Below are 22,024 nucleotides of genomic sequence, written 5' to 3'. Positions count from 1 at the left end.
AGCGTTTTTCACATACAAATCCTCAATCTGCCAGGAGTCTTTCGTGTCGCCAACCGCCGCACCCGTCTCGGACACCGCCTCGGCCAGCCGGTCCGGTCTGCACGCCGGCCCGTCGGGGCATGAGCCCGGCGAGCTCGACTACCACGCGCTCAACGCGATGCTGAACCTGTACGACGCGGACGGCAACATCCAGTTCGACAAGGACCGCGAGGCGGCCCATCAGTACTTCCTGCAGCACGTCAACCAGAACACGGTGTTCTTCCACGACCTCGACGAGAAGCTCGACTACCTCGTCGAGGAGAACTACTACGAGCCCGAGGTGCTCGCGAAGTACGACCGTGAATTCGTGAAACTCCTTGTGGGCCATGCCTATTCGAAGAAGTTCCGGTTCCCGACGTTCCTGGGTGCGTTCAAGTACTACACCAGCTACACGCTCAAGACCTTCGACGGGAAGCGCTACCTCGAACGGTTCGAGGACCGGGTCTGCATGGTGGCGCTCACCCTCGCCGACGGCGACACCGCGCTCGCGCGCAACCTCGTCGACGAGATCATCGAGGGCCGGTTCCAGCCGGCCACCCCGACGTTCCTCAACTCGGGTAAGAAGCAGCGCGGTGAGCCGGTCAGCTGTTTCCTACTTCGCATCGAAGACAACATGGAATCCATTGGGCGATCGATCAATTCGGCTCTCCAGCTGTCCAAGCGGGGCGGCGGTGTGGCTCTTCTGCTGAGCAACATCCGCGAGCATGGCGCGCCGATCAAGAAGATCGAGAACCAGAGCTCGGGTGTCATCCCGATCATGAAGCTGCTGGAGGACTCGTTCTCCTACGCCAACCAGCTCGGTGCCCGCCAGGGAGCCGGTGCGGTGTACCTGCACGCCCATCACCCGGACATCTACCGCTTCCTGGACACCAAGCGGGAGAACGCCGACGAGAAGATCCGCATCAAGACGCTGTCACTGGGTGTGGTGATTCCCGACATCACCTTCGAGCTGGCCAAGGCCAACGACGACATGTACCTGTTCAGCCCGTATGACGTCGAGCGTGTCTACGGGGTCCCGTTCGCCGACGTCAACGTGACCGACAAGTATCACGAGATGGTCGAGGACAAGCGGATTCGCAAGACCAAGATCAAGGCTCGCGAGTTCTTCCAGACCCTCGCCGAGCTGCAGTTCGAATCGGGTTACCCGTACATCATGTTCGAGGACACGGTGAACCGGGCCAACCCGATCGACGGCAAGATCACCCACTCCAACCTGTGCTCGGAGATTCTGCAGGTCTCCACCGCGTCCGAATTCAACGACGACCTGTCCTACTCGCACATCGGCAAGGACATCTCCTGCAACCTGGGGTCGTTGAACATCGCGAAGACGATGGATTCGCCGGACATCGGTCAGACGATCGACACCGCGATCCGTGGCCTGACCGCGGTCAGTGATCAGACGGCGATCACCTCGGTGCCGTCGATCGAGAAGGGCAACAACGACTCCCACGCCATCGGTCTCGGCCAGATGAACCTGCACGGCTATCTCGCCCGTGAGCGGATCTTCTACGGCAGTGAAGAGGGTGTCGACTTCACGAACATCTACTTCTACACCGTGCTGTTCCATGCGTTGCGGGCGTCGAACAAGATCGCCCGTGAGCGCGGTCGCGCGTTCGCCGGATTCGAGCGCTCGAAGTACGCCAGCGGCGAGTTCTTCGACAAGTACACCGAGAAGGTGTGGGAGCCGCAGACCCAGAAGGTGCGGGATCTGTTCGGCGGGGCCGGTATTCACATTCCCACCCAGGACGACTGGCGTGCCCTGAAGGCCGATGTCGCACGCGACGGCATCTACAACCAGAACCTGCAGGCCGTCCCGCCGACCGGGTCGATCTCCTACATCAATCACTCGACGAGTTCGATCCACCCGGTGGCGGCCAAGGTCGAGATCCGCAAGGAAGGCAAGATCGGTCGCGTCTACTATCCGGCGCCGTACATGACCAACGACAACCTGGAGTACTACCAGGATGCGTATGAGATCGGGTACGAGAGGATCATCGACACCTACGCGGCGGCCACCCAGCACGTCGACCAGGGGCTCAGTCTCACGCTGTTCTTCAAGGACACCGCCACGACCCGCGAGGTCAACAAGGCGCAGATCTACGCGTGGCGCAAGGGAATCAAGACGCTCTACTACATCCGACTGCGCCAGATGGCGTTGGAGGGGACCGAAGTGGAGAACTGCGTCTCGTGCATGTTGTGACGAGAGTCGATGATGGGTGCTGACGAGTGGCTGCAGGTGATCCGTGACGAAGGCGCACGGATCACCGCCACCGATGTCGCCGACCTCACCAATCCCGTGGCGTCGTGCCCGGGGTGGACCGCGGCCGACCTGATCGTCCATGTCGGCGCCGTGCACCGGTGGGCGACCGCGCACCTGTCCGGGGACACGGACGGCGCGCGGGCCGGCTATGCGAACGCGAAGCGGCCCACGTCGGGGCCGGAGCTGCTCGATTGGTATCGCGAGTCCCTGGACGCGCTGATCGATGCACTCGACGTCAGCGATCCCGCGGCGCCGACGACGAGCTTCGTCGGTGACGTGACCGTGGCCTTCTGGTATCGGCGACAGGCGCACGAGCTGTCGGTGCACCGCTGGGATCTCGACACCGCCGTCCGGCCGGGCCGTGAACGACCCATACCCGGTGAGGTGGCGATCGACGGTATCGCCGAATGGCTCGAGGTCTTCGTCCCCCGGTTTCTGAAACGGCGTGGCGTGCCGCCCGAATTGGTCGGCCGCACCGTCCATCTGCACGCGGGCGACGTCGAGGGCGGCGAGTGGTTGCTGACGCTGACGCCCGAGGGCCTCGACCACGTTCGGGTGCACGCCAAGGCCGAGGCCGCAGTGCGAGGGTCGGCGTCGGACCTGCTCCTGGCGGTCTGGCATCGGCGGCGCCTCGCCGACATGGACGTGGTGGGCGACCGTGCGGTCGCCGACGACGTTCTCGACCTCGTCCACGTCACCTGAGTCCCACGTCATCCGAACCGGCCCGACCACCGAGACAATCGCACCGCGACCAGACCGATCAGTACTCTGACCACCGACAGAACTTTGGCAAGGGAGACATCATGACCAGCGTGTCCGGCACCCACAGCCCCGCCGACGGCGCACCCATCAAGCTGGTGAGCAGGGTTTCGGCGATCAACTGGAACCGCGTCCCCGACGAGAAGGACGCCGAGGTCTGGGACCGGCTCACCGGCAACTTCTGGCTGCCGGAGAAGGTTCCGGTGTCCAACGACATCCCATCGTGGAACACGCTCACCGAGTACGAGAAGCAGCTGACCATGCGGGTGTTCACCGGCCTGACGCTGCTCGACACCATCCAGGGCACGGTCGGTGCGGTGTCGCTGATCCCGGACGCGACCACCCCGCACGAGGAGGCGGTGCTCACCAACATCGCCTTCATGGAGTCGGTGCACGCCAAGAGCTACAGCTCGATCTTCTCCACGCTGTGCTCCACCAAGGAGATCGACGAGGCGTTCCGCTGGTCGGAGGAGAACGAACAGCTGCAGCGTAAGGCGCAGATCGTCATGGACTACTACCGTGGCGAGGACCCGCTCAAGCGCAAGGTCGCGTCCACGCTGCTCGAGTCGTTCCTCTTCTACTCCGGCTTCTACCTGCCGATGTACTGGTCGAGTCGCGCGAAGCTCACCAACACCGCCGACCTGATCCGCCTGATCATCCGCGATGAGGCGGTACACGGCTACTACATCGGGTACAAGTATCAGCGTGGGCTCGAGGTGCAGTCACCCGAGCGCCGTCAAGAGCTCAAGGACTACACCTTCGAATTGCTGTTCGAGCTCTACGACAACGAGTCCGACTACACCGAAGCGCTCTACGACGAGGTCGGCCTCACCGAGGACGTCAAGAAGTTCCTGCGGTACAACGCCAACAAGGCGCTGATGAACCTCGGCTATGAGGCGATGTTCCCGAAGGACGAGACCGACGTGAACCCCGCGATCCTGTCCGCGTTGTCGCCGAACGCCGACGAGAACCACGACTTCTTCTCCGGGTCGGGTAGCAGCTACGTCATCGGCAAGGCCGTCAACACCGAGGACGAGGACTGGGACTTCTAGGCCCGCGTCTCGCGTCCGGGCGTGAGTGCCGTAGATCGGTGTCGCTGGATGACACTGATCTACGGCACAGTCGCCGCCAACACTCACATGGGATCGCGGAGGCGGTCGTAGAGGTCGTCGAGGAGGTCGAGCGTCTCGCCGATGTCGGCGGGCGCCACTCCGGACGCACGCAGTGCCTTCCGTAGCGCATCCGCGTCGAGTTCCATGATCGCGTTCAGACGCGGGGGGTTCGGCAATGCCGGCAGCGCTGCGTTGGTGCCGTAGAAGTCGACGACCGGTGCGGCCCGGCCCGTGTCGGGCTGCGCATCGGCACCTGCATCGGCATCGGTACCGGCGCGGGCGTCGGTGTGCGACGACGTCACCTGTGTCGCGGCGGCCAACAGCGATGGCGTGTCGGTGCCCATCACCGTGAGCAGTGTGGCTGCGCTGCGGTCGATCTCGGCGGCCACCTCGTAGGCGACGCACAGGGCGTGGATGCAGCGAGGCGACTCGTCCGGGCACGTGCAGTCCGACGCGACATCGGCCGACTCCGACGGCAGGATCAGCTCGCCCAACAGTCGGGGCTGCTCGCCACGGGTCAGCGCCATCAGGTCGCCGGTGGCGTCACGCCCGCGCAGCAGGGAGACGACGGTCGGCGCGTCGACCGGACGCATCGTCAGCGTCACCTCGAACGGGTCGAGCTGGCTGCCCCGCACCGAGGCGGTGACCTCGGCGTCGGCGATCGTGATCCGCTCGACATGATGGTCACGGAAATAGCGGCGCGCCTGGGTGATCCGTCGCCGGTCGAGGTCCCCGGTATGCGCACCCTCGACGAGGTCGACGAAGGCCCGACCCCATCGGGTCGTCCCGTAACCGCGGGTCGCCGAGCTCCGCGGAACCCGTCGCTGACTTCCTCGGGGACTCACTCGCTCACCGCCTCGTCCCGCAGACGGAACAGGTCGAACAGTTCGTCGTCCCCGAGATCGGACAGCCAGTTCTCACCGGAGTTGACGGTGAGCCTGGACAATTCACGCTTCGCGGTGATCATCTCGTCGATCCGCTCCTCGAGGGTGCCGACGCAGAGGAACCGGTGCACCTGTACACGTTGGTGCTGACCGATCCGGTAGGCGCGATCGGTTGCCTGATCCTCCACCGCGGGGTTCCACCACCGGTCGACGTGCACCACATGGCTTGCGGCCGTCAGGTTCAGGCCGGTGCCGCCGGCCTTGAGGGTCGCGATCATCGCGGGAGGTCCGTCACCGGACTGGAATCGGGCCACCATGTCGTCGCGATCACCGCGGCTGACGCCGCCGTGCAGCACCGGCACCGGTTCGCCCAACGACTGCGCCAGCCACTGCGACAACATCTCCCCGAAGGCGGCGAACTGGGTGAACACCAACGCCCGGTCGCCCTCGGCGGCCGCGGTGGTCAGGATGTCGATGAGGAGTTCGACCTTGCCCGATCGATGTCGGTTGCGCCGCATCATGTCCGAGTCGTCGGCCAGGTAGTGGGCCGGATGGTTGCAGACCTGCTTGAGGCGCGTGAGGGCGGCCAGGATGTTGCGGCGCCGGATCGTGCGTTGCTGTTTGTTGCGCAACGCCTCCATCAGTTCGTCGATGACCGCGCGGTAGAGCGCCGCCTGCTCCAGGGTGAGGTTGGCCCGCACCGTGATGTCGGCCTTCTCCGGGAGATCGGTGATGATCGACGGGTCCGTCTTCTCCCGGCGCAGCACGAACGGCCGCGTCAGGGCGTTGAGACGGCGAAGGGCGCCGGGGTCGCGGTCACGTTCGATCGGTTCGGCGAATCGCGCCCGAAACCTAGACGCCGATCCCAGCAGACCCGGATTGACGAGGTCGATCACCGCGCGCAGATCCTCGAGGCGGTTCTCGACCGGGGTGCCGGTGAGCGCGATCCGATGATCGGCGGGCAGGGCCCGAACCGCCTTGGCCGCCTTGGTCGAGACATTCTTGAGGTGTTGTGCCTCGTCGACGACGATGCGTCGCCACCGCCGGGCGGTGAGGATCTCCCGGTCACGCGTGGCGATGGCGAACGTCGTGAGCACCACATCGGCCAACGCCACCTGCTGCGCGATGGTGCTCCGCCCGGCACGAGCGGTGCCGTGGTGCACGACTACGCGCAGATGCGGCGCGAACCTGTCGATCTCGCGCTCCCAGTTACCCACCACCGACATCGGGCACACGATCAGTGTGGGTGGGTGCGTAGACGATCCCAGGGTGGCCTTCTCGTGGCACAGCAAAGCGATGATCTGGACCGTCTTCCCCAACCCCATGTCGTCGGCGAGGACGCCGCCGATCCGGTGCGAGGACAGATACGCCAGCCAGTCGAGACCGCGTTGCTGATAGGGCCGTAACTCCGCACGTAGCGACGGTGGCGGAGTGATCGGGGACGGGCGAAGTGCGCCACCCGCGGCGATGTCGTCGAGCCACGACAATCCCTCGATCGAGGTGACCGGCACCGGGACGGTGTCGACGACCAGATTGAACAGTTCGCCCATGTCGGCCGGATGGTCCGACGTCGCCTGCGCTCGCTGGGCCAGGATGAATGCCGCTGCGCGGCTGAGCGCACCACCTTCGGCCCGGACCCAGATGCCGCGAACCCGGACCAGATCACCCTGGCGCCGGGCCAGGTCGGCCAGATCGGCGTCGGACAGGGTGGCCGCCGCCGGATCGTCGCCGAGGGCCAGGCGCCATTCGAACTCGTCGATCTGGGCGACACCGATCTGAGCGGCTCGCCCGGAGTCGCCGACCACCGGGCGGGCGCGCAGCCCGAGTGTCGGACGGACCTCGGCGATCGTGCGGGGGAGCAGCACCGGGCAGCCGGCCTCGGTGAGCGCGGAGGCCCCGTCGGCGAAGAGGCGCTCGACGGTCGGTGTGGTGAGCAGGAAGTCCAGGGAGTGGCGGTCTGGTTCGGCGTGTGAGAGCTCCGGGAATACCCGTACCGCGGTCGCCAGGGCACTCGTCACCCGATCGAGTTCATACTGATCGAGCCGGTGGGGCTGCACAGCGATGATGCGGCCTTCGGAGCTGCGTCGGCACACCTCGAGCCGCCACAGTGTGTGCTCGGGCTGCGGGGCCGGGCGCCACGACTGCTCGGGCTCGTCCTCGGGTTCGTGTAGTCGCAGGACCACCATCGAATCGTCGTGCGGGGCGGCGGAGTTCCATTGCATCCACGCCCCCGACGCGGATCTCAACCGCGCCTGTACGTCGGGTGTGAAGGCCGGCGGGTCGGTCCCGAGCCCGCGGATGAGCCAGTCGGCGGGCAGTCCGTCGGAATTGATCGGCCCGGCGGCGGCGATGCGACCGCGGCATTCGTGATCGACGAGCTCGGCGACGAGGTCGGTGATCGCCGCCTGCCCACCGTTGTCCAGCACCACCTGCGGTGCGGTCGACGAGGCGACCGCAGTCCAGCTACGCCAGGACGGTGTCGGAATCGGTTGCCAGCGCAGCATCGGTTCGCCGTCGATCTCGGCGACACCGGGCGCGACGGCGCCGGCGGACACGTGGCGCCGGACGCCGTCGAGGAGGTGGCGATACCACGAGATCTCTCCGCTGACGGGATGCGAGCGGGTCAGATCGAGCAGGGCGACCGCCGATGCGGTGCCCAGCGTGATCGTCGAGAGGAACTCGCGACGACCCGACTCGCCGATGACGGCGACCTCGCGTCGTGATCGACGTCGCGACAGCTGATCGGCGAGCTCCTCGGGCAGGTCGGCCGGGCCGGCGTCGGGTCGGGCCCACCACACCGCCAGACCAACGCCCGGCCGCCAGAGTGTGTGCAGCGGCAGGGTGGAAGGGGTCGGCGCGGTCGAGGTGAGTGCTGTCGACCTATTTGGCGGTGAATCGGGTGGCATCGAGGATCATGACCACCCTATCGTCGACGTCGGACGGAGGCTGCGCGGACGTTTCTCCATACCGTTTGCCGAGGTCCAGATAGAACCGGGCGTTCGTGTCCTCTTCGACCGTGACCAGCCAACCGCGCACCTCGAGACAGCGCGACGGCGCGTCGGGATCGGTGATCATGAACGCATAGTTCGGATTGGCCTGCAGGCTGACGAACTTCTTACGGGGGATCGTCTGACTCATCCGCAGGTGCGCGCCGTCCCAGGTGAACTGCTTGGGCGTCAGGCTGGGTGAGCCGTCCGGACTGACGGTGGCGAGAACACCGACGATGGGTCGTTCGAGCAGATCCGCATAGTCTGGGGGAACCTTGGAGATCATGGCCCCGATCCTATCAACAATGTGTATTACAGAGTGCCTTTCGGTAAGCACTACTGGTGGTGTGCTCCGACGGGCTCGGCAGACACCCGCCGGCGAGCGATCGACCGGACGATCTCCCCGGTCCGGGTGGCGACATTGGAGAGCAACGACGACGAGATGCCATGCGTGTGTTCGGTACCGCCCTGCAGGTAGATGGCACCACCCGGGGTCGGGCGGTGGGTGAGGAGACGATAGTCGCGGGTGACGGAAGGCCCCGCGTCATCGGCGACGACATCGCCGGCGAGGTCACCGAGAACCGCGCGAAGGTCCATCTGGTGAAAGCCGGTCGCGCAGACCACGGCGTCACACACCAGGTCCTCGGTGAGGCCGGTGGGCTCATGCGACACGGTCACCACGACCCCATCGGTGTGCTCGTCCACCCGAAGTGCCCTTGACGCCCCGTGCATGAACAGCCGTCGATCCCCGGAGACCCGTTCGGCGTATTCGCGGGCGTAGAGCTCTTCGATCAACGGCAGGTCGACGGCGGAATAGTTCGTCGCCCGGTGGTAGGCCATCAGGCGCCGCCGGAACTCCGGGGTGGATGCGTGGAAGTCGTCGACGGCGCTGGGGTCGAAGATGCGGTTCGCGTACGGGCTGTCGTCGGCGGGGCTGTAGCCGTACTTGGAGAACACCGAGTGCACCTGGGCGGCAGGGTAGGTCGAATGCAGGTACTCGACCGTCTCGGCGGCACTCTGACCGGCGCCGAGGACCACGAACCGGTGGTGGTGTGGTCGTGGCATGTCGGCGAGGTTGCCGAGTAGATCGTGATTGTGGAACACACGCCGCGACGCCGTGACGCCCTGGGGTAGGCGGGCCGACAAACCGGTGGAGACCACGATGTTCCGCGCTCGCACGGTGCCGCTCGTCCGGCCCGCGAAGTCCACCTCGAAGTGATCGTCGACATGCCGGACCTGCCGCGCGGTGGTCCCGTAGGTGACGTCGGCGTCCACCCTCCGCGCCGCCCACTCCAGATAGTCGTGGAATTCGTGGCGGGTGGGGAAGAACGTCTGATGATTGACGAAGTCGATCAGTCGGCCACGGTCGGCCAGATAGCTCAGGAACGAGTACCGGCTGTGCACGTTGCGCTGGGTCACCAGATCCTTGAGGAACGAGATCTGCATCGTGGTGCGCGGCAACAGCATCCCGGTGTGCCATCCGAATTTCTGCTGCCGCTCGACGAAGCGTGCCGACAGCCCGGGTCCGGTGGTCTCGGCGTTGAACTCGGCCGCGGCGATCGCCAACCCGAGATTCGACGGCCCGAAACCTATCCCGACGATGTCGAGGACTCCGGAGGCGTCGGTGGGTTCGGCCATCAGGGTGGGTGCGAGACGGTTGTCGGCGTGCGCGTTGTCGTTCATCGGGCATCCTCGGGTCGGTTGTGCGGGCAATCTGCTGGGATCTGCGATGCGGGTTGTGATGTCGGCGCCCCGGCGATGGTCGGTGACCATCCCCTCCACATCCGGGCGAGGTCGCCGCCGGCGTCGATGAGGTCGTCGGGTGGCCCGTTCTCGGTGATGACTCCGTTGTCGATGACGGCGACCTCGTCGACGGCCCGGATCTGAGAGAGTCGATGGGCGATGACCAAGACGGTGCGGCCACGGGTCGCCGCCTCGGCGGCGGCATCGAGTTCGGTTGCGTGGTGGCTGCCCGCCTCGGCGGTGGCCTCGTCGAGCACCACGATCCGGGGGTCGGCGAGGATCAGGCGTGCCAGCGCGAGCTGCTGGGCCCGGGCGCCGCCGATGCGATGGCCGCCGTCCCCGACGATCGTGTCGACGCCGTCGGGCAGCGTCCGAACCCAGTCGAGGGCACCGACCGTCGCCAGCGCGGCATCGACCTCGGGGCGGGTCGCCCGCGGGGCCGGTAGGCGAAGGTCGTCGATCAGCGGTCCGGCGAAGATGTGGACCTCTTGGCTGATCATGTAGACCCCCTCCCCGGCGGGGACGCCGACGACACCGTGATCGGGTACCAGCGTTGCGCCGAGGAGACCGGCGACCGTGGATTTCCCGGCCCCGCTGCTGCCGACGAGCGCCACCCGGGTGCCCGGCGGGATGCGCAGGTCGACCCCGCGCAGCACGGGGCGGCCGGTGCGGTAGGAGAAGTGCACGTCCTGCAGCACCACATCGTCGTCGCCACGCCGCTGGCTCGGCTCCGGCGGCGACGAGGCCGTCTGTGCGTGGGTCACGCCGATGAGCCGAGCGACGCCGGTCGCGGCGAGCTGCAGGTCCGCCGCGCTGTAGAGGATCATGCCGATCGGGTTGAACAATCGGTGGAACATCAGGGCCGCCGCGGTGGTGGCGCCCACGGTCACCGCGCCGGCCGACGTGAGGCAGAACCCGATGACGAGAATGGCTGCGAGTCCGACGAACTCGGCGCGATTGGCTCGTCCCACCAAGCGGGTGAACAGGGTGAACGCGGTCATCGACAGATCGCGGGTGCGCCCGGAGGCCCGGGCGATGGCCGTGATCTCGTGGTCGGCGATGCGGTAGGCCCGGACGGTGTCACGGCCGTCGATCGCTTCGATGAGAGCGTGCGAGCGGTGTGCCGCGGCCTGACGTTCGTCGGCGAACACCGGTGCCGAACGCGGCAGGTACCAGCGCAACGCGATCACATACAGCGGGATCGCGAGCGCCCCGCCGATCGCGAGGCGCCAGTCCAGGCCGACCATCGCGGCGAGCGTGACCACACCGAGCGCGGCCGCCGTGACCACGGTGGGCAGCACGGTGGTGACGGCACGGTTGATCGCGGTGACGTCATTGTTCACCCGCGACAGCAGATCGCCACGCCCGGCCGTTTCGATCACGTCGGCACGCATCTGCAACGCCGACACCACGGCGTCCTCACGCAGATCGGCCAGCAGATCGGCGCCGAGCCAGGCGATCGAGTGCACGGTGGCGCCGGCGGCGATGCCGCCGATCATCGCGGCGATGGCCGCGGTCGTCGCGATCGGGACGAGCGTCGAGACGTCGGCGTGCGCGGTGACCCGGTCGACGAGTACGCCGAGTGCGAGCAGCGGGATCACCGCCGATGCCGCGGTGATCAGACACAGCCCCGCCACGGCGAAGGCGCGCCCTTTTCTGCGGCGTAGGCCGGACCCGAGATGACGAAATGTCTGGGCGGGTGTGGCGATCGGCAGCACCGTGGTGCCGGCCGCCGGGGTGGTGTCCGATGCGTGGTTCATCGGGCCATCACCGCCGCATCCGCCCGAGGCGATGTGGCCGCGCCGGCCGGCGCCTCGTCGGGGGCGTGCTGGTCCACGAGCTCGATGACCTGGTCGGCGACCGACCGCCACGCTCGACCGGCCGTGACCACGACGGTGACGCGGTCGGATCCGTCGTGATGACGCAGGTCGCGTACGGCACGCACGATGCGATGCTCGGTGACCGAGTCGACGGCGGTCGTCGGTTCGTGCAGGACGAGCACCGACGGATCGGTCAGGATCGCTCGGGCCAGTGCCAGTCGCTGTCGCTGACCACCCGACAGTGACTGCCCACGATCGCTGACCGGACGTCGCAGCGCGGACGCGGCGTCGGTCGGCGAGTCGGCTGGTCCCTCGTCGACGAGGTCCCGGCTACCCATCGCGGTGAGCACGGCCAGCACGGATTCGGCACCGGTGGTTTGAGCGCCGGCGGCTCCGCCGATGGCGAGGTTGCTGCCGACCGTTCCGGTGAAGAGGTCGACGCCGTGCGGTTCGACCAGGAGACCGCGCGGCCGCAGCGAGGCAGGCAGGGTGGCTGAATCGTGTCCGAGCACGCGGACCTCAGCGTCCGGTGACCCGTCCTGTCCGTCCAGGAGATCCACGAGGCGCTGCGCGAGGACGGGGGATGGCGCGACGAACACGGCGAGTTCGCCGGGCCGGACCCCACATCGCAGCGCGCCGACCGGGCTTGCCGCAGTGGTGCAGAGTGCGACGACGGCCTCGGGTTCCGTTGTGTTCGCGACGATGTCGACGGTCGCGTCGACCGATGCCCCGGGTGCGTCGACGCCGGTCACCGTCGATGCGCGTCGGACCCGGTCACGGCCGGCGGGTGCCACCGTGGCGATCCGGTCGGCGGATGCTCGGGCGGTGGCGACGCGACCGGGCATCATGGCGAGGACGGCCAGTGGTTCGGTCAGGAACTGGGCCACGCCGAGCACCGCGATGAGCGCACCGACGGTGATGCGGTCGGTCAGCGCGAACCAGCCGGTCAGCGTCGCCACCCCGACGGCGAGTACGCCGGTGACACCGGTGGCGGTGCCGAAGAACATGCCGTGGCCCACCGCTGCCCTCCGCCCCGCGGCACGAGCCTGCTCGTTGACTGTCCGATAGCGTTGCGCGGCAACGGTTTGCGCTCCCATCCCACGCAGTGCCCGCAGTCCGGTGAGCAGATCGGTGGCGACGGCGGTCGCGCGACCGATGTGGTGTTGCTGCGCACCGACACGTCGGGTCACCAGCGGGGCCACCACCTGCACGAGCGACAGGATCACCGGTACGCCGATCAACACGATGACCCCGAGCGTGACGTCCACCGACAGCAGGGCCACCGCGCACGCGGTCAGGGCGGTCACCGCGGCGACGGTCTGCGGGACGAAACGGAGCAGACCGCCCGTCTCGTCGGCGTCGGAGTTCGCGATCGACAGGAGGTCGCCGGTCCGCTGCGGTTCCCCGGCCTCAGCCGGGTCGAGAGACTGGGTGGCGCAGCGCAATCGCAGTCGGTGGGATTCGTCCTGGGCCGCACGCATCGCGGCGCGGGCGCCGTATCGGTAGCTCACCGTCAGTGCGACGAACACGGCGGCCAGGACAGCGATCCCGCGGATGAGCGCGGTGACGTCGGCGTCGGCGAGCGCACGGTCGACGATGACGCCGACGAGGATCGGCACCGCGACCTCGCATACCTGGTGCACCGACAGCAACGCTGCTGCCCGGATGAGGGTGGATCGATGGACGCGGAGGCCCTCGGTGAGGATGTGGCGTCCGTGTCCTGCGGGCCCGCCGAGGTGGGCGGGTGCCCGGGTGGTCGCGATCATCGACGCCCGTGCCGATCCGCGGCTGACACCGACGCGCCGTGCGGGTCGGACCGTCGTAGATGCGCGTCGATGGCCGGACCGATCTCGGCTAGCGTTCCGAACGAGCACATCTGCCAATGCGTCGTCCGGACGCCCCCGCGGTCGATCGCGTCCACGTAGGGTTCCCAGCCGAGGACAGTCGACGACGATGTGAGTGGGTCGTCGTCGGCCGCAAAGTACAGCAGCTCGGCCGACACGTGGACCGGATGGTGCACGCGCACCAGTTGATCCGTGTGGGCGGCCCCCGCGACGAGTTGCTCGACGACCGCGGATCCCAGCCCCGGCGGAGCGTCCTCGATGAGTGCGAGGAGTTCGGACACCGACGTCTCGGACACCTGGGAATGCGGATCGGCGACACCGGCGACCGGATGGTCGGACAGTCCGAGCGCGCTCAGCAGGTCGTGCATCCGCAGATCCCGCGACTCTCCGGCCACCGCGCCCAGATCCGCGACGCTGTCCAGCATCGTGAGCGAGGCCACCGGTTCACCGGCCGCCTGCAGGCGCGCGGCCATCGCGTGGGCGATCACCCCGCCGATCGACCAGCCCAGCAGGTGAACGGGGCCCTGGGGTGCGACCCGTCTGATGTCGGCGACATAGCGCGCGGCGAGCGCGTCGATCGAACCGATCGAGGTCACCGGATCATCACCAGCGAGTCCGGGCAGCTGTATCCCGTAGATGGGGCGGTCATGGATGTGCCGGCCCAGACCTCCGTACCCCCAGGACAATCCGATGGCGGGGTGGACGCAGAACAGCGGGGTCGCGTCACCGGACGCACGGATCGGCACGATCGTGGCGAGTGCGTCGTCGTCGGCGAGGGGCACTGGCTCGTCCAGCAGACGTGCCAGGCTTCTCGGCGTCGCATCCTCGAGGACGGCGGAGACCGGCAACGTCGTGCCGGTCGCATCGCGCAGTCGGGAGACCACGGCGAACGCCGACAGCGAGGTACCGCCGAGCAGAAAGAAGTCGTCATGCACGCCGACCTGCTCGAGCCCGAGCTCGCGGGCGAACTCGTCGACCACGAGCCGCTCGGTCGGTGACGCCGGCGCCTCGTAGGTCGTGGTGGGCCCGAACATCGGCTCCGGCAGCGCGTGCTCGTCGATCTTGCCGGACGGAGTGGTCGGGATCTGGTCGACCACGACCACCGCCGACGGGACCATGTGGCGCGGAAGAGTTCTCGCCAACCTGTCGATCACCGCCCGTGGTTGCGGGGCGTCAGCCCCGACCGCGGGCACGACGTAGCCCACCAGGAGGCGTTCGCCGCGGGGACCGGTCCTGCCGACGGCGGCCGCCTGACGTACATCCGGACGCCGCAGCAGCGCCGCCTCGATCTCACCGAGTTCGATTCGATGGCCGCGGATCTTGACCTGGCGGTCGGCCCGGCCGAGGTAACTCAGCGCGCCGTCCGTGCCGATCGTGACGAGGTCGCCGGTGCGGTACATCCGGTCACCCGGTCGGCCGTGCGCGGCGGCGACGAATCGCTCGGCGGTGAGCGCGGCGCGCCGATGATATCCGCGGGCCAGGCCCGGCCCCGCGAGGTACAGCTCGCCGACGACGCCGCGCGGCACCGGCCGTAGGGCCGAGTCCAGCACCAGCGCCTCGAAGCCGTGCACCGGATGCCCGATCGTCACCGGTGCCCCCGCCCGCATGCTCGACGGCTGGAGGTCGGCGACCGTGGCGATGTCGGTGGCCTCGGTCGGGCCGTACCCGTTGCGCATGATCCGCCCCGGCGCCCAGCGGGCGACGGTCTCGCGGCTGACCGCCTCGCCGCCGACGCCGAGTACCCGAACCCCGGCCAGCGCCGCGGGGTCGGTCATCGCCAGCAGGGTCGGCGTCATCAGAGCGTGTGTCACACCCTCGGACCGGATGAGATTCCCGAGCTCCGACGGGCCGGCGTCGGGATCGCTGATGACCAGGGTCGCCGAGGCCGACAGAGCCGCGATCTGCTCGCCGATCGACATGTCGAAACTGGGTGAACTGTTGTGCAGGAAGCGCGAATCGGGGTCGACGAGATAGGTGTGGAGTCGTTCGGCCGCCAGGTTGGCGAGGCCGCTGTGCGTCACGATCACGCCCTTGGGCAGACCGGTCGACCCGGATGTGTAGATCAGGTACGCGGGGTGGCCGGTCTGCTTACGACGCGGTCGCCCGCAGCCTCGGTCGCGCTCCGTTGATCCGCCCCCGACGGCGTCGTCGTCGATCACGATCCAGCTGACCGTGTCGGGCAGTCCCGGCCGCGACCGACGGTCGGTGATACCCAGGCGGGCGCCGGAATCCGAGAGCAGGTGGGTGATGCGCGCGGGCGGGAGCGTCGGGTCGACGGGCACGAACGCCGCCCCGGTCTTGGCCACCGCCCAGATCGCACGCACCGAGTTCGCCGAGCGGGTCAGTGCCACCGCGACATAGGTTTCGGGTGCTGCCCCGGCGTCGACGAGGATCTCGGCGAGTCGGTCCGACCATGCGTCGGCCTCACGATAGGTGATCGACCGGCCGGCCCAGCGGATCGCCACGCCGTCCGGCCTGCGGTCGACGGCACGTCGGATGATCTGTCGCAGAGTGAGTTCCGGTTCGGCCGGAGCTCCGCGCATCGGGACCAGGGCACGCCGTTCGGTGGGAGTCGGGCCGCAGAGCTGCGCGAGGGTCGTCGCCGGGTCCGCGACGACAGCACGGAGTGCCTTGTCGAAGCGCTCGACGATCGACGCCACGGTGGAGGTGGCGATGGCCACCGGGTCGTGGGTGAAGCGCAGCGCCGGTTGCGGTCGCAGGTCGACGGTCAGCGTCAGGGGGTAGTGGGTTGCCTCGGCCATGTCGATGTCGGCCACCCGGATGCCGCCCATCGCATCCGCGCCGCGCAGAGCGTCCATGTCGACCGGGTAGGACTCGAAGGCGACCAGCGTGTCGAACCCGGCGCCGGGACCGGCTGTCCGCACGATGTCGGTGAGTCCGAGATGGTGATGGTCGATCAGGGCGCCCTGTTCGCCGTGCAGCCGTCGCCACACGTCGTCGATCCGTTCGTCGGCGTCGGCGCGTACCCGGACCGGGATCGTGTTGATGAACAGTCCGACCGTCTCCGCGACCCGGTCGACGTCCGCCGGTCGTCCGGAGACGGTCGCGCCGAAGGTGGCGTCGACGCCGCGACCGGTCGAATCACGGTCGGCGACGATGCGGTCGAGCAGGATGCCCCACAACGACTGGATGAGGATGTTGGTGGTCACGCCGGATTCGGTGGCGCGGCGGGCGATCTGCGCCCAGCGTTCGGGGCCGAGGATGACGATCTGACGGTCGAGACGCCCGGACGGCGCGGACGCGGACGGCGCCACCAGGGTGGCGTGTGAGCGTCCGGCCAGCGCTTGGGAGAACGCGTCGAGGCCTGCGGCGCGGTCACGTCCGGCCGCCCACACCAGGAACTCTCGGAAGCTCGGGGCGGGCCGGAGCGCGTCCGGGGCGCCGTGGGTGTGGTAGAGCGTCAACAGATCCCGCAGCAACAGAGGCATCGACCAGCCGTCGGCGACGATGTGATGCAACGTGACCACGAGTTCGGTGACATCGGTGGCGACCCGCACGAGCGCGAAGCGGACCAGGGGCGGGCGGTCGAGGGCGAAGCGTGTGCTGCGCTGGACGTCGCGGATCATCGTCACGTGCGCGGCGATGTCGGAGGGGTCGAGATCCTCGCCGGTGAGATCGGTGACCTGCCAGGACGGATCGTCGGCGGCGGTGACGACGGTGACCAGGTCGCCGTCGCCCGTTGTCACGAACGCACTGCGCAGGGCGTCGTGCCGGTGCAGCAGCGCCCGCGTGGCGCGGTGCAGTCGGTCTGCGTCCACCGGGCCGGTCAGGGTGATACATGCCTGCGTCACGTAGCTGTCGGCGGTCAGAGTGGACGGATCGTCGGCGGCCAGTGCCGCGTGGAACGCGAGTCCCTGCTGCAGAGGGGCGGTGGGCCACACATCGGCCATCCCGGGAAAGGCCAGGGCCAGGCGGTCGAGATCGGACTGTTCGACCCGGGCAGGTCGGACATCGGACGGAGTCCATCCGTGCTCTCCCCGGGTGAGGCCCTCGAGAAGGTCGACCAGCGCCGCCCGCCATCGCTCGGCGACGGCTGACGCCGTGCTCGGATCGATCAGGCGTACAACGTGATCCAGCGTCACCCGGAGAATGGGCCCGTCGCCGGAGGAGTCGATGACGATCGCGTTGACATCGAGCGGCGCGGCCGCCGGCATGTCGGCGTCGGGATCGGCGGCCGGTGACCCGATCGCATCGGAGGGCGTCCAGCCGATCCCGGTCAGGCCGGACGGCAGCATCCCGGTGGACACCCGACCGAGGTAGTTGAACGCGATGGTCGCGGACACCTCCGGCAGCGTCGGCGTGCGGGACAGATGTCGGGCGATGCCGTATCCGGCGCCACGCGAGGGCACTGTGCGTATCGCCTCCTTGACTGCCTTGACCGCCTGAACCGTGGCCGCCACGCGGTCGGCCGCCGGGTCCGCGGGCAGGTCGATGCGCACCGGGAAGGCGGTGGTGAACCAGCCGACCGTGCGGGACAGGTCGACGTCCCCGACCAGATCTTCTTCGCGGCCATGCCCTTCGATCTGGACGACCGGCGCGGGCACCCCGCAGTCGGCGAGAGCGACCAGCAAGGTCGCGAGGAGTATGTCGTCGACCCCGGCGCGCAGTGCGGTGGGGATCTGGTCGATCACGGTCTGCGTGGTCTCCGGGTCGAGGTCCACGATGACCCGCCGGGTGCGCACCGCGAGATCCTGCAGGGGATCGACACGAATGCTCGGCGTCGACGCCGCGGACGCAAACTGGCGCGACCAGTGGTCGGCCTCACGCTCGGCGATCGTGTCGGCCTGTTCGGTGAGCGCGTGTGACCAGCGGCGCATCGACGTCCCGTTCGCGGGCAGCATCGGCGGGCGACCGGCGTCGATCGCCGCCCAGGCGGTGATGAGATCACCGACGAGGATCCGCCAGGAGACACCGTCGACGACGAGGTGATGGATGACGACGATCAGCAGGTCGTGCTCGGACCCGTCGCGCACCAGCCACACGAACTGCGTCATCGTGCCGGAGCGTGGGTCGAGACGCGACAGTGCGCCGTCGGTGGCCGTTGCCGCCACCGATGCCGCATCGGCGTCGCCGACCTCGACGCGGGTGAGGCGTTCGCCGGTCGAACCGGCACCCGCGGGCGGCACCTGCAGCCCGAGTGACCGGGTTCCCGGTTCCCCGACCAGTTGCGCGCGCAGGATGTCATGGTGTCCCACAACGGCATCGAGGGTCGCCACGATCCCGGCGCGGTCGATGTGGGCCGGCAGTTCGAGAGTCAGATGCTGCGCGTACCGCCGATGACCGCCGCCACGCTCGACGAGCCACCGCATGATCGGCGTGGCCGGCAGGAATCCCACCGGGCCGCCGGGCAGTTCGGCGAGAAGGTGCCGCTCCTCGGTGGTGGCCACGGCTGCGACGCCACCGACCGTCTTGCGTTCGAAGACGTCGCGCGGGGAGAAGTGCAGGCCTTCGCCGCGTGCTCGGGACACCAGGGTGAGAGCGCCGATGCTGTCACCGCCGAGGGCGAAGAACGAGTCGTCCGCGCCGACGGCGTCGACCCCGAGAACCTCGGCGAACAGGACGGCGAGCCGTTCTTCGACGGGTCCGGTGGGGGCGCGGAACGGTGCCTCGGCGATGAACGTCGGAGCGGGGAGCCGGGCCTGATCGAGCTTGCCGTTGGCGGTCCGGGGCAGGTCGGCGAGCGGCATGAACGAATCCGGGATCAGACCTGCCGGGAGCCGGGACTCGCAGTGACGTCGGATCGCGGCCACATCGACTGTGCCGGCGACACCCACGACGTAGGCGATCAGCCGTTTGCCCATCGGGGTGTCGCAGACGAGCACCGCGTTGCGGGCGACGGACGGTGCGTCGCCGACCACGGCCTCGATCTCCCCGAGCTCGATGCGTCGGCCGCGGATCTTCACCTGGTCGTCGGAGCGACCGTGGTAGCGCAGGCACGGTGCATCGTCGTCAACGGTCCAGCTGACGACGTCGCCCGTGCGGTACATGCGGGCACCACGACGATGCGGGTGCGCCACGAAACGTGCAGCGGTCAGCGCGGATCGACCGTGATAGCCGCGGGCGAGCCCCGGTCCGGCGAGGTAGAGCTCGCCGCGCGCGCCCGGCGGGACCGGTCGCATCCGGGAGTCGAGGACGAGCAGCTCGAAACCGTGGACGGGTCGTCCGATGGTGATCGGCTGATCGGCGCGCAGCTCGGCGACGGTGGCGATGTCGGTCGCCTCGGTGGGCCCATAGCCGTTGCGCATCAGGCGTTCCGGTGCCCATCGCCGGACGACGTCGGCGGTGACCGCCTCGCCGCCGACCCCGAGGACGCGCAGTCCGTCGAGATCGGCCGGGTCGACGGTGGCCAGCATCGTCGGGGTGAGCAGGGCGTGGGTCACACCGGCGTCGCGGATCAGTTCCGCGAGCTCGGTCGGCGGTAGCCCCGGGGAAGCGATGACGAGTCGGGCGGCCGCCGAGAGCGCCGAGATCTGTTCCCCGATGGCCATGTCGAAACTCGGCGACGTGTTGTGCAAGAAGCGCGCCGAGGGCTCGACCCGATAGGTGCGACGCCGTTCCGCGGCCAGATTGGCCAGGCCCCGGTGGGTGATCGCAACCCCTTTGGGTTGACCGGTCGATCCCGATGTGTAGATCAGGTAGGCGATGTGGTCGAGCCGGATCGGACTCGGCGGAGTCGGCAGTGCGTGTGGGCCGTGTGGATTCCGGGGGCTCCCGTCGAGCCGGGGGAGATCGTCGAGGACGATCCAGTCGACATGGTCGGGCAGCCGGGACCGTAGCGCCGCGGTGGTGATGCCGATGCGGGCGCCGCAGTCCTCGAGCATGTAGGCGATGCGCTCGGCCGGATAGTCGGGATCGATGGGGACGAAGGCCGCTCCGGTGGCGGCCACCGCCCACATCGACCGGACCGAATCGGCCGACCTGTGCATGGCGACGGCGACGAACTCCTCGGGCCGGGCACCCGCATCGATCAGGCGTCCGGCCAGTGCCGTCGCCCGATACGCGGCGTCGCGGTAGGTGAGATGCGTGGCCCCGTCGACGATGGCGATGCCGTCGGGATTGGCGTCGGCCGCGGCGGCGATCAGGCCGGGGAGGGTCTGCGGCGCCACCGACGGGCGACCGGCCGCCGGCACGAGTGTCCTGCGCTCGGCATCGGAGAGGATGCCGATGTCGACGATCTTCTCCTCCGTCGTGGCATCGACGATCGCCTCGAGTACCCGAAGGAGGCGGTCGTGGTGGCGCTGCAGCGTGTTCGCCTCGTACAGAAGATGATTCGCGTGCAGATCGACCTGCATCGCACCGCCGGCACCCGGATAGACATTGATGGTCAGGTCGGCGACAGGGCCCGTCGACAGGACCGAGAAATGCCCGATGACCTCACCGAGGGAGATGTCGGTGGGGAAGTTCATCACGTTGACCGTGGGGCCGTACAGTCCGCCGAGAGCAGGCCCGTCGGCGCCACTCCCGAGATCACGCAACAGATCCTCGCTGCGGTAGCGCTGATGACGCAGTGCGCCGGTCAATTCGAGTTGCACGGCGCGCACGAGGTCACCGGTGGTGGTGTCGTGGCTGATCCGCAACCGGATGGGGACGACGTTGGAGACCATCCCCGCGGACCGGCGCAGCACGGCGTTGGTGCGCGCGGTGACCGGCAGGCTGAGCACCACGTCATCGGTGTCGGTGGCGATGGAGAGGTAGGCGGCGACGGCGGCCACCAACACCGCCGCGTCGATGCTGCCGTGACGCCGTGCGGCGGCGGCCAGGCGTTCGGTGAGGTCGGCGCCGAACGGCCCACCGGTGCGCAGGGGCACGATGTCGGGTGTGGCGGTGCCGTCGGCGAGCGAGATGGGTTCGGGCAGCTCGGCCGCCTTGGCGATCCAGTGATCGCGGTCGATCTGGTATCGGCGTGACCTGCGGTACTCGTCCTCCGCGGCGAGCAACGCGGACAGGTCGGGTGCCACGTAGCCGGCGTCGTCGCGTCCGGCCCGTATCGCCGAGTAGAGCTCGGCGGCCCGATTGATGAAGCGGATCGCGCCGTACCCGTCGACGACGATGTGGTGGATGCAGGAATACCACAGGTAGTGGTCGTCTCCGAGGCGCAGGACCGCGCCACGGATCAGCCGATCCCGCACCAGATCGAACGGCGCGGTGTAGTCGGCCACCATCCAGGCGTGCGCTGCGGCGCCCGGATCGGGTTCGTCGCGCAGATCGACCCGGGTGAACGTGTCGTTCTGCTCGTGGTCGATCATCTGGCGCGGCTCGCCGTCGACCTCGGCGATCCGCAACATGCCGCTGTCCACCTCGTGCAGCCCGCGCCGACAGACCTCGTCGAGCAGATCCACATCCAGCCCGCCGGTGAACTCGATGACATTCGCGATGACGATCGGGGTGTCCGGCAACATCTGCTGGGCGAACCAGATCCCGCGCTGGGCGGCGGTGAGGGGAAGCGTGAGGGCTCCTTCCGCCGTGCCGGCTTGCGCCCTCGCGTCGTCGAGCATCACGCGGTCGTGCGAGTCAGAGTTCATGGACATCCTCGCGATCACGGGCGGACCGATCAG

The 22,024-nt window shown here is 68.5% G+C and carries 10 protein-coding genes; 3 read left to right on the top strand and 7 right to left on the bottom strand.

What is annotated here, in order from left to right; translation table 11 throughout:
• Window positions 1-43 precede the first annotated feature (43 nt).
• From nrdE to nrdF, 3 genes are all read left to right on the top strand, one after another.
• Window positions 44-2,239: a class 1b ribonucleoside-diphosphate reductase subunit alpha gene (gene nrdE, locus ACVT6V_RS22920; RefSeq protein ID WP_489896393.1), complete on the top strand. Its 2,196-nt coding sequence runs from the start codon at window positions 44-46 to the stop codon at window positions 2,237-2,239.
• A 9-nt stretch (window positions 2,240-2,248) separates the two neighbouring features.
• The gene (locus ACVT6V_RS22915) at window positions 2,249-3,001 is read left to right on the top strand and encodes a maleylpyruvate isomerase family mycothiol-dependent enzyme (protein WP_489896392.1); all 753 of its coding nucleotides are present in this window, start codon (window positions 2,249-2,251) and stop codon (window positions 2,999-3,001) included.
• A gap of 101 nt (window positions 3,002-3,102) precedes the next feature.
• Window positions 3,103-4,110 carry a class 1b ribonucleoside-diphosphate reductase subunit beta gene (gene nrdF / locus ACVT6V_RS22910; RefSeq protein WP_489896391.1) on the top strand — a complete coding sequence of 336 codons (1,008 nt, stop codon included), beginning with the start codon at window positions 3,103-3,105 and terminating at the stop codon, window positions 4,108-4,110.
• 83 nt (window positions 4,111-4,193) lie between these two features.
• Here the strand turns inward: nrdF and ACVT6V_RS22905 are convergent, their stop codons facing one another.
• The 7 genes from ACVT6V_RS22905 to ACVT6V_RS22875 are packed head-to-tail and all read right to left on the bottom strand — an operon-like array spanning window position 4,194 to window position 21,991.
• On the bottom strand, window positions 4,194-5,015 hold the full coding sequence (locus ACVT6V_RS22905; RefSeq protein ID WP_489896390.1) for an SWIM zinc finger family protein: 822 nt from the start codon (window positions 5,013-5,015) through the stop codon (window positions 4,194-4,196).
• Window positions 5,012-7,960 carry a DEAD/DEAH box helicase gene (locus ACVT6V_RS22900; RefSeq protein WP_489896389.1) on the bottom strand — a complete coding sequence of 983 codons (2,949 nt, stop codon included), beginning with the start codon at window positions 7,958-7,960 and terminating at the stop codon, window positions 5,012-5,014. Before ACVT6V_RS22900 ends, ACVT6V_RS22905 begins: the two co-directional genes overlap by 4 nt.
• Window positions 7,935-8,327 (bottom strand): pyridoxamine 5'-phosphate oxidase family protein, encoded by a 393-nt coding sequence (locus tag ACVT6V_RS22895; RefSeq protein WP_489896388.1) that lies wholly within the window; start codon window positions 8,325-8,327, stop codon window positions 7,935-7,937. Before ACVT6V_RS22895 ends, ACVT6V_RS22900 begins: the two co-directional genes overlap by 26 nt.
• 50 nt (window positions 8,328-8,377) lie before the next feature.
• A complete protein-coding gene (locus ACVT6V_RS22890; RefSeq protein ID WP_489900967.1) occupies window positions 8,378-9,679 on the bottom strand; it encodes a lysine N(6)-hydroxylase/L-ornithine N(5)-oxygenase family protein in 1,302 nt (433 codons plus the stop codon).
• A 41-nt stretch (window positions 9,680-9,720) separates the two neighbouring features.
• Window positions 9,721-11,544, bottom strand: a complete 1,824-nt coding sequence (locus ACVT6V_RS22885) for an ABC transporter ATP-binding protein (protein ID WP_489896387.1) — start codon at window positions 11,542-11,544, stop codon at window positions 9,721-9,723.
• A complete protein-coding gene (locus ACVT6V_RS22880; RefSeq protein WP_489896386.1) occupies window positions 11,541-13,370 on the bottom strand; it encodes an ABC transporter transmembrane domain-containing protein in 1,830 nt (609 codons plus the stop codon). The genes ACVT6V_RS22885 and ACVT6V_RS22880 overlap by 4 nt, the downstream gene beginning before the upstream one ends.
• Window positions 13,367-21,991 (bottom strand): amino acid adenylation domain-containing protein, encoded by an 8,625-nt coding sequence (locus tag ACVT6V_RS22875; protein WP_489896385.1) that lies wholly within the window; start codon window positions 21,989-21,991, stop codon window positions 13,367-13,369. The genes ACVT6V_RS22880 and ACVT6V_RS22875 overlap by 4 nt, the downstream gene beginning before the upstream one ends.
• Window positions 21,992-22,024 lie beyond the last annotated feature (33 nt).

Source organism: Gordonia sp. LMA167, from assembly GCF_058130025.1.
This window is presented reverse-complemented; position numbering and strand designations above follow the sequence as displayed.

Bases quoted from the DNA above. Each gene is read 5' to 3' on its own strand.
- ACVT6V_RS22915 (WP_489896392.1), top strand. From the start codon at position 2,249: ATGATGGGTGCTGACGAGTGGCTGCAGGTGATCCGTGACGAAGGCGCA.
- nrdF (WP_489896391.1), top strand. From the start codon at position 3,103: ATGACCAGCGTGTCCGGCACCCACAGCCCCGCCGACGGCGCACCCATC.
- ACVT6V_RS22900 (WP_489896389.1), bottom strand. From the start codon at position 7,960: ATGCCACCCGATTCACCGCCAAATAGGTCGACAGCACTCACCTCGACC.
- ACVT6V_RS22895 (WP_489896388.1), bottom strand. From the start codon at position 8,327: ATGATCTCCAAGGTTCCCCCAGACTATGCGGATCTGCTCGAACGACCC.
- ACVT6V_RS22890 (WP_489900967.1), bottom strand. From the start codon at position 9,679: ATGGCCGAACCCACCGACGCCTCCGGAGTCCTCGACATCGTCGGGATA.
- ACVT6V_RS22885 (WP_489896387.1), bottom strand. From the start codon at position 11,544: ATGAACCACGCATCGGACACCACCCCGGCGGCCGGCACCACGGTGCTG.
- ACVT6V_RS22880 (WP_489896386.1), bottom strand. From the start codon at position 13,370: ATGATCGCGACCACCCGGGCACCCGCCCACCTCGGCGGGCCCGCAGGA.
- ACVT6V_RS22875 (WP_489896385.1), bottom strand. From the start codon at position 21,991: ATGAACTCTGACTCGCACGACCGCGTGATGCTCGACGACGCGAGGGCG.